The organism is Actinophytocola sp., from assembly GCF_045807065.1.
Lineage (GTDB): Bacteria > Actinomycetota > Actinomycetes > Mycobacteriales > Pseudonocardiaceae > Actinophytocola.
Genome location: NZ_JBJMIE010000695.1, coordinates 1 through 8774, shown reverse-complemented (window position 1 = coordinate 8774; position 8774 = coordinate 1). Strand labels below are relative to the sequence as shown.

At 73.4% G+C, this 8774-nt stretch carries 7 protein-coding genes and 1 tRNA gene; 5 read left to right on the top strand and 3 right to left on the bottom strand.

Annotation, left to right across the window (positions count from 1 at the left end):
- A partial coding sequence (locus ACJ73U_RS40870) for a beta-galactosidase (protein WP_407783153.1) occupies positions 1–1619 on the bottom strand: 1619 nt, incomplete at its 3' end.
- Between the two features lie 137 nt (positions 1620–1756).
- Between ACJ73U_RS40870 and ACJ73U_RS40865 the strand changes: the two genes are divergently transcribed.
- Both ACJ73U_RS40865 and ACJ73U_RS40860 read left to right on the top strand, forming a co-directional pair.
- On the top strand, positions 1757–2668 hold the full coding sequence (locus ACJ73U_RS40865; protein ID WP_407783152.1) for a Ppx/GppA phosphatase family protein: 912 nt from the start codon (positions 1757–1759) through the stop codon (positions 2666–2668).
- Between the two features lie 40 nt (positions 2669–2708).
- Positions 2709–3416: a cation transporter gene (locus ACJ73U_RS40860; protein ID WP_407783151.1), complete on the top strand. Its 708-nt coding sequence runs from the start codon at positions 2709–2711 to the stop codon at positions 3414–3416.
- A gap of 56 nt (positions 3417–3472) precedes the next feature.
- Here ACJ73U_RS40860 and selD read toward each other — a convergent pair whose 3' ends face one another.
- Positions 3473–4459 (bottom strand): selenide, water dikinase SelD, encoded by a 987-nt coding sequence (gene selD, locus ACJ73U_RS40855; protein WP_407783150.1) that lies wholly within the window; start codon positions 4457–4459, stop codon positions 3473–3475.
- Positions 4460–4519: 60 nt separating this feature from the next.
- Between selD and ACJ73U_RS40850 the strand changes: the two genes are divergently transcribed.
- The 3 genes from ACJ73U_RS40850 (at position 4520) to selB (ending at position 7680) form a co-directional block, all read left to right on the top strand.
- Positions 4520–4612: transfer RNA gene (locus tag ACJ73U_RS40850), tRNA-Sec, on the top strand.
- A gap of 19 nt (positions 4613–4631) precedes the next feature.
- Positions 4632–5921, top strand: coding sequence for an L-seryl-tRNA(Sec) selenium transferase (gene selA / locus ACJ73U_RS40845; RefSeq protein WP_407783154.1), 1290 nt, complete (start codon positions 4632–4634; stop codon positions 5919–5921).
- A gap of 34 nt (positions 5922–5955) precedes the next feature.
- Complete coding sequence (selB, locus tag ACJ73U_RS40840) at positions 5956–7680, top strand: selenocysteine-specific translation elongation factor (RefSeq protein WP_407783149.1); 1725 nt, start codon at positions 5956–5958, stop codon at positions 7678–7680.
- Here selB and ACJ73U_RS40835 read toward each other — a convergent pair.
- The coding region (locus ACJ73U_RS40835) for an Lrp/AsnC family transcriptional regulator (protein WP_407783148.1) at positions 7612–8774 on the bottom strand (1163 nt) is incomplete at its 5' end. The genes selB and ACJ73U_RS40835 overlap by 69 nt on opposite strands.

Genomic DNA, 8774 nt, shown 5'->3' with positions numbered 1-8774 from the left:
GTGTGCGTCCCGGCCGCCAGTCCGGTCGCCTGGAACAGCACCGCCTGGGCGGCGCTGCCCGAGCAGTCGACGGTCGCCTGCTTCACCCCGTCGAGGTAGACGTCGGCGTTGCCGTGGTTGTTGGTCTTGGAGCCGATCCAGCGGATCGCGGTGCCGTTGAACGGGATCGTCACCGAGTCGCCCGCGTGGTTGGAGAACGACTCGGTGTTCTTGTAGTCGCCGCCGGTGTAGCTCTGGTTCGCGACGTGCGACCAGCTGCCGCTGTACTGCAGCGCGGCATCGGTGTCGTCGTAGGTATAGCTCACCGAAGTGATCGGCTGGGCGTTGAAGTCGATGGCCATGTGGGTTCGGTCGACCGAGGTCGAGGTGGAGTTGGCGTGCCGCAGCACATGGAACTGCGTCTTGGTGTCGGGGTTCATCCGCGCGGTGTCGACGATCGCCGTGTTGTCCGGCGGCGTGACATTGATCCGGTCGGTCTTCGTCAGCGGCGCAACCGACTGGGTCAGGTAACCGATCAGCTTGTCCTCGTAGTACTTGGGATCGAGCTGCCGGCTTTCCCGGATCGCTGCGCCGTAGTCATAGGAGGTGTAGTTCTCCGGCATGCCCAGCCAGCCCCAGTTGGTGCCTCCGTACGTCATGTAGAAGCTCTGCGCCGTCGCCCCGACCGCGATGTTCTGCTTGTAGAAGACGTTGGCGAACTGGTCGTTGATCAGCTGCGCGCACTTGTCGTATCCCGGCCCGCCCCACGGGTCGAAAGCGCCGCCCTGGAATTCCGGGCTGTAGAGCGGGCGTCCGGCCGGGTGGTCGTAGCTGATGTCCGGGACGCCGTTCCACCTCGTGGGGTTGGAGCAGTTGAAGCCCTGCGGGTAGGCGTCCGGCCCATCCACGTCGAGCATGCCGACACCGGAGTTGAACGTGCCGTTGTTGTTGCCGGTGAGCGGGACGGTGATCCCGTCGGCGCGCGCCTTGTCGCCGATGTGCTGCATGTAGGCGTGCCCGGCGGCGTTGCCGTTGTAGTACTCGTTCTCGACCTGGTAGCCGATCACCGTGCCGCCGCCGTCGGTGAGCTGGTGGCGGGCGAGGATCCCGTCGATCCGGGTCAGCCACTCGTCGGCGTACTTCAGGAACTGGGGGTCGGCGCTGCGGTTGTTCCCCGGCTTCGTGGACAGCCAGCCGGGCAGCCCGCCGCCGTCCACCTCGGCGTTGATGTAGGGTGCCGGACGGGCGATGACGTAGAGTCCCGCCTGCTGTGCCAGGTCGAGCAGCTTCTCGACGTCCCGCACGCCGCTGAAGTCGTACTCGCCCGGCGCGGGCGAGTGGTAGCCCCAGTCGAAGTACAGCGACGTGGCGTTGAACCCGGCGGCCTTCATCTTCTGGAAGACGTCGAGCCACAGGTCGGGGCTGGGCAGGCGGAAGTAGTGGAACTCGCCCGACCACAGGTACGTGCGCCTGCCGTCGACCTGGAAGGAGTAGCCGTCGTAGCTCACGGTGTGCGTCCGGTGCGGGCTCGCGTGCGCGGGCTGCCGGTCGGCGAGGCCGAACAGGGCGAGTGTCACCACCGCGACAAGGGCGACGAACCGCCACCACCCGTGCTCAGAAATCTTTCGGACCGAACGCATGTCGCCTCCGAGGACGAACCAGGGACCTCGATGTCACCACGCATCGTCATCGGCCTGCTCCAGAACGTCAAGAACCGGGTTCCCCCGTTTGTGATCGGCGATCGCGGGTACGTGTCCGTCGCTCCACGGGAGGTGGGATGAGATTCTCGGACACCGTCGCGGACGGCAGCCGAGCCGCGGTCCTCGACGTCGGCTGTTTCAGCGCGCACCTGCTCGTCGTGGAGCGCTGCCCGTCGCAGCGGATCGCCTCCTACAAGGTCCGCCTGCGCCTCGACCAGGTGATCGACCAGTCCGGCCGGATCACCACGGACGGCATCGAGCTGATCAGCGACGCCGTCCGCACGGTCGAACGGCGGCTGCGGACCGTCCGGGCCAGCACGTTCCTGCCGTTCGCGACGTCCTCGGTGCGCGACGCCGCCAACGCCGCCGAGGTCGTGGACACCGTCGCCCGGCGCACGGGCGTCACCCTGCGGTTCCTGTCCGGCAGGGCCGAGGCCGACCTCGCGTACCGCGCGGTGCGCCACTGGTGCCGGCCCACCGGGCCGCTGGCCGTGCTCGACGTCGGCGGGGGCACCGTCGAGATCGCGTTGGGCGACGGGCCGAGGCCGGAGTTCGCCTGCTCCCTGCCCCTCGGCGCGCGCACGCTCACGCGGGCCGGTCTCACCGACGAGCGCAACCTCGCGGAGGCACGTGCCCTGCTCCACCGGCGAATCGAGGAGGCGATCCCGCCGGAGGTCGCCACCCGGCTGGCGCGGGCGCGCACCGCGGGCTGCTCCAAGGTGTTCGAGTCGCTGGCGAAGCTGACCGGCACCAACCCGCTACGCGTCGAGGAGGTGTCCGCCTGGGTGCCGCGGCTCGCCGCGCTGCCACCCCACCGCCGGGCCGAGCTGCCCGGCATCTCCCCGCACCGGGCCGGTCAGGCACTCGCCGGCGCCGTCATCGCCGAGACCCTCATGCGCGTCACCGGCCACGCGGCGATCGACATCTGCCCGTGGTCCACCCGCGAGGGCGTGCTGCTGAGCCTGCTCGAGGAGCGCGGAGTCTCGTAGGCTCGACCGACACGCCGCGACGAGCACCCAGGACACCCCGATGAGCGAGGACAACCGGACCGAGCCGCCGTCGACGGCCGCCGCGGGCTGCGCCGACGGGTGCTGCGCCCCGGCCGGCATCTCACCCATCGCCCCGGCCGTCGCCACGCTCGCCCCGGCGCGCCGGGCGGTGCTGTCCCGGCGGGTCCGCCTCCTGGTGTCCGCCACGATCGCCTACAACGTCGTCGAGGCGGTCATCGCGATCGCGGCCGGGACGGTCGCGTCGTCGACCGCGTTGGTCGGGTTCGGCCTCGACTCCGTGATCGAGGTCGCCTCGGCGGCGGCCGTCGCCTGGCAGTTCTCCGGCAGGGACCCGCAGGCCCGGGAACGCACCGCGTTGCGGGTGATCGCGGTGTCGTTCTTCGCGCTCGCCGCCTACGTCACCGTCGAGTCCGTGCGTGCCCTCGTCGGCGGGGCGCCGGCCGAGCACTCGGGGGTGGGGATCGCCCTGGCCGCGGTGTCGCTGGTGGTCATGCCGGTCCTGTCCCACCTCCAGCGCCGCGCCGGGCGCGAGCTCGGGTCGGCGAGCGCGGTCGCGGACTCCAGGCAGACCCTGCTGTGCACGTACCTGTCCGGCGTGCTGCTGGTCGGGCTGCTGCTCAACGCGCTGTTCGGCTGGTCCTGGGCCGACCCGGTCGTCGCCCTGCTCGTCGCCGCCGTCGCACTCCGCGAAGGCCGCGAGGCCTGGCGCGGCGAGCACTGCTGCTGACCGGGCCACGATGGTCACCGCACAATGGTCACGGCGGGAGGGTCACGGCGGGAGGGTCACCGCACGATGATGGTCCGGTCGTCCACGGCCGGCACCAGCTCCCCGATCACCGGCGCCCCGGAGATCTCCCCGGCGAGCAGCAGGCCGCCCGAGGTCTGCGCGTCGGCCAGCAGGAGCGCCATGTCCTCGTCCACGGCGTCGAGGTCGGCGTGCGGCCGCACCCAGTCCAGGTTCCGCCGCGTCCCGCCGGGCACGAACCCGTCCCGCAACGCCTCGACCGCGCCGTCGAGGAACGGCACCGACGCCGAGTCCACCACCGCCGTGACGCCGCTGGCGCGGGCCAGCTTGTGCAGGTGACCGAGCAGCCCGAACCCGGTGACGTCGGTCGCGCAGGTGATGCCGGCGGCGAGCGCGGCGGCCGACGCGGTCGCGTTCAGGTGGGTCATGACGTCGACCGCCTCGGGGAACCGCTGTCCCGTCGCCTTGTGCCGCGAGTTGAGCACGCCGAGGCCGAGCGGCTTGGTGATCGACAGGGGCAGCCCGGCACGGCCGGCGTCGTTGCGCAGCAGGTGGTTCGGGTCCGCCAGCCCGGTCACGGCGAGCCCGTACTTGGGCTCCGGGTCGTCCACGCTGTGCCCGCCCGCGAGGTGGCACCCGGCCGACACGCACACGTCCAGCCCGCCCCGCAGCACCTCACCGGCCAGCTCGAAGGGCAGCGTCTCCCGCGGCCAGCACAGCAGGTTCAGCGCGACCAGGGGCCGCCCGCCCATGGCGTACACGTCCGACAGCGCGTTGGCCGCGGCGATCCGGCCCCAGTCGTACGGGTCGTCGACGACCGGGGTGAAGAAGTCGGTGGTGGCGATCACCGCGCGGTCGCCGTCGATGCGCACGACGGCCGCGTCGTCGCCGTCGTCGAGGCCCACCAGCAGGTCGCCGGACGCGGGGCCGGTGCGCAGCCCGCGCACGACCTCCTCCAGCTCGCCGGGCGGGATCTTGCAGGCACAGCCGCCGCCGTGCGCGTACTGGGTGAGTCGGTGGCCCATGGTCCCGATTCTCGCGCTGCGCACGGCTCCGCGCTTTGCGAGGATGGCGGCATGCTCCAGGGAGGCGCTTCCGGCCTGGTGACCGGCGCGGTCTTCAACACCGTTGAACGGCAGGCACTGCCGCTGGCGGGTTCGATTCCCGTTCGCCTCCGCGCAGGCGGGACGCGTGGCCGTGGCTGACCCCCGGCGACGCGTCCCGCGCACCGACGTCCTGCTCGCCGAGCCCCGGCTGGCCAAGGCCGCGCACGCGCTCGGGTCCGCGCTCGTGAAGGCCGCGGTGGTCGCCGCGCAGCAGCGCGCCCGCACCGGTGAGATCGACGTGGCGGAGATCGTCGAGCACGCGGTGGCCGCCCTGCCGCCGACGGCGCCCGGTCTGCGCCCGGTCCTCAACGCGACGGGCGTCATCGTCCACACCAACCTGGGGCGTGCGCCGCTGTCCCCGGCCGCGCTGGACGCGGTGCGGGCCGCCGGCTCGAACACCGACGTCGAGTTCGACCTGGCCACCGGGCAGCGGGCCCGGCGGGGCCGGGGCGCGCTCGCGGCGCTGGCCGAGGCCGTGCCGAGCGCCGAGGACGTGCACGTGGTGAACAACAACGCCGCCGCGCTGCTGCTGTGCGCGCTGGCACTGGCGCCGGGCCGGGAGATCGTGCTGAGCCGGGGCGAGCTGGTCGAGATCGGCGACGGCTTCCGCATTCCCGAGCTGCTGGCCGCGACCGGCGCCCGGCTGCGGGAGGTCGGCACGACCAACCGCACGACGGTCGCCGACTACGCCGCCGCGCTCGGCCCGGACACGGGTTTCGTGCTGAAGGTGCACCCGTCGAACTTCCTCGTCACCGGCTTCACCGCGCAGGCGGGCGTCGCCGAGCTCGCGGGCCTCGGCGTGCCGGTGGTCGTCGACATCGGCTCCGGCCTGCTGCGCCCGGACCCGCTGCTGCCGCGGGAGCCCGACGCCGCGACCGCCCTGCGCGCGGGCGCGGTACTGGTGACCGCGAGCGGCGACAAGCTCCTGGGTGGCCCGCAGGCCGGCCTGCTGCTGGGCCGGCGCGACCTGGTCGAGCGGCTGCGGCGGCACCCGACCGCCCGCGCCCTGCGCGTCGACAAGCTGACGCTGGCCGCCCTGGAGGCGACGCTGCGCGGGCCGATGCCACCCGTCCGCCTCGCCCTCGACGCGGATCCCGCCACGCTCCGGGCCCGCGCGGCCCGCCTCGCCGACGACCTCGCCCGCCGGGGCATCGAGGCGGTGGCGGTGGACTCGGTCGCGGTGGTAGGTGGTGGCGGCGCCCCAGGGGTCGAGCTGCCGAGCGCCGCGCTCAGCCTGCCCCCGGAGTACGCGGCACAGCTGCGCGGCACCGACCCGCCGGTGGTGGGCCGGGTGGAGCGCGGCCGATGCCTGCTCGACCTCCGCACGGTGCCCCCGGAGGACGACCCCCGCCTGCTCGACGCGGTGACCCGGTGCACCTGACGACCACCGCCGGCGCGAACGGGGTGGTGCCACCGTGCACGTCATAGCCACCGCCGGGCACGTCGACCACGGCAAGTCCACCCTCGTCCGCGCGCTCACCGGGATGGAGCCGGACCGGCTGGCCGAGGAGCAGCGGCGTGGCCTGACCGTCGACCTCGGGTTCGCGTGGACCGAGCTGGCCGGTGCGGTGCTGGCGTTCGTCGACGTGCCGGGGCACGAGCGGTTCGTGCCCAACATGCTCGCCGGCATCGGACCGGCGCCGGCCGCGCTGGTCGTGGTCGCCGCGGACGAGGGGTGGCAGGCCCAGTCGGCCGAGCATCTCGCGGCGCTGGACGCGTTCGGCGTGCGGCACGGCCTCCTGGTCGTCACCAAGTCCGACCGCGCCGACCCCGCACCCGCACTGGCGGCGGCGCGGGAACACCTGGCGGGCACCGGCCTCGGCGCGGTACGCGCGGTCGCGGTCAGTGCCCGAACCGGCGCCGGACTGCCCGAGCTGCGGCAGGAACTCGTGGGACTCACCGCCGGGCTACCGGTTCCCGACACCGCCGCGGACGTCCGGCTGTGGGTCGACCGCGCGTTCACGATCCGCGGGGCGGGCACCGTCGTCACCGGCACGCTCGGGGCGGGCACCGTCCGCGTCGGCGACGAGCTGGCACTGGCCGGCCGCCGGGTCACCGTCCGCGGCCTGCAGGCACTGGGCAGGCCACACGACGAGGTGGCGGCCGTGGCCCGCGTCGCGGTGAACCTGCGCGGCATCGACCGGGACCACGTCCGCCGCGGCGACGCCCTCCTGACCCCCGCCGCGTGGCGCACCACCCGGGAGGCGGACGTGCGCCTGCGCGGGGACTCCGCCCCCGACCTGCACCGCGAGCTGGTCCTGCACGTCGGCGCGGCGGCCGTCCCCTGCCGCGTCCGTCCACTCGGGACGGATACCGCACGGGTGTCGTTCGGCACCCCCCTTCCCCTGCGGGCGGGCGACACCGGCCTCCTGCGGGACCCCGGCGAACACCGCATCCCGGCCGGCTTCGCGGTGCTCGACCCGAACCCACCGCGCCTCACCGGCCGGGGCGCGGCCCGGCACCGGGCCGCGGAGCTCGACGACGACCCCGCGACCGCTCACCTCCGCCGGCACAAAGCGGTCCGCGCGAGCGACCTCCGCGTGCTCGGCTGGGACCCCACGGGCGTCCGGGTCGACGACTGGCTGGTGGACGAGGCACTGCACCGAGACCTACCGGGACTGGTCGCCGAACGGTTCGCCGAATGGGCCGCGACGCACCCGGTCGCGGCCGGCATGCCCGTGGAGGCACTGCGCCGCGAGGTGGAGGTGCCGGAAGCCGTCCTCGACGCCGCACTCGCGAGCACCGACCTGACCGTCCACGGCGGACTCGTCCGGCGTCCGCGGAACTCGTTGCCGGACGGGGTTTCCCGGGCGGTCGCCACGATCGAGGCCCGGCTCGCCGCCGCGCCATTCGCCGCACCGGAGGCCGCCGACCTCACCGCGCTCGGCCTGGGCCCACGGGAACTGGCCGCGGCGGAGCGCGCCGGCCGACTGGTCCGGCTCACGGAGTCCGTGGTCGTGGCCCACGACGCCCTCGACCGCGCCACGAAGGTGCTGGCCGGCCTGCCCGCACCCTTCACCGTCAGCGACGCACGCCGCGCCCTCGGCACCACCCGCCGCGTCGCCGTTCCCCTACTCGAAAGACTCGATGCCGCGGGCATCACCCGCCGCGACGCCGACGGCGCGCGCATCCTGCGCTGATCCCGGCTCCAACACCGTGTTCTCGGCGGCGACGGCCTCCCCGGGCGACCAGAGCGAGAACGGAACCTCGTCGATGCGCCGGCCCTCGGGGTCGAGGGTGTTGGTGCCGAGCTTCATGTGCCACAGGACCAGGTTGCGGGCGGTGACGGCGAGCTCGGGGAGCTGCTTGGCGAGGAAGGCCTCGAAGGGCTGCAGGTCGTGCAGTGAGCGGAACCAGGCGGAGAACATGAGGTTGTCGGGACCGGACAGGGACGCGCACAACCGGGTTTCGCGGAGCTGGGCGATCCGCCCGCTGATCCGCGGGGCGTGCTCCGGCGGCACCGCACCCCAGAAGTTGACGGCGGTCGGCCAGCCGGACACGTGGCGGGCGACCTCGCAGCGGCACGCCATGAGCCTGGCCGCGTCGAGCCGGGCGAGGCGCCTGCGGACGCTGGTCGTGCTCACCTGGATGTCCCGGGCCAGCTCCGCCGCCGGCCGGCGGGGGTTCGTGCTCAACGCCGCGATCAGCGCCATGTCGACGGCGTCGGGACCGTGGGTGTCGGCGTGGGTGTCGGGGGACCTCGCCGGCGGGGCGGGACGGGTGTCGGTGAGCAGCGCGACGCGGTGTGCCGCGGTGAGCCGGTCCAGGCGCCAGCGGCTGCCCTCGGTGTGCAGGGCGGTGACGAGGTGCGGGTGGACGGACCGGACGCCGGCCAGCCGACCGATCCGGAACCGGATGTAGCGGCCCAGGGATATCTGGTCCGAGAAAACCGCGGTCACCAGAAGATCATGAGAACCGGTGACGTGGTTGACGGTCAACACATGGGGATCCGCGGCGAGTGTCGTGCCGATCGGCAGTAATCGCGTGGTGGCGCAGTCGATCTCGATGAGCGCCCTGATGAAGGAGCTGTTCGGCGGGCGCGTCGGATGGCCGCTGAACCAGGCCAGGCCCGCCTCGGCGAGCCGGTCCCACCGGCGCGCCGCGGTGGAGGCGGATACGTCGAGTACCCGTCCCACCTGCTGCCAGCTGGCTCTCGGCGAGGTTTGCAAAGCGGTGACGAGTATCCGATCCAACTCGTCGAGATAGGCGGATCCGTGCATCTGATCTCCCCAGT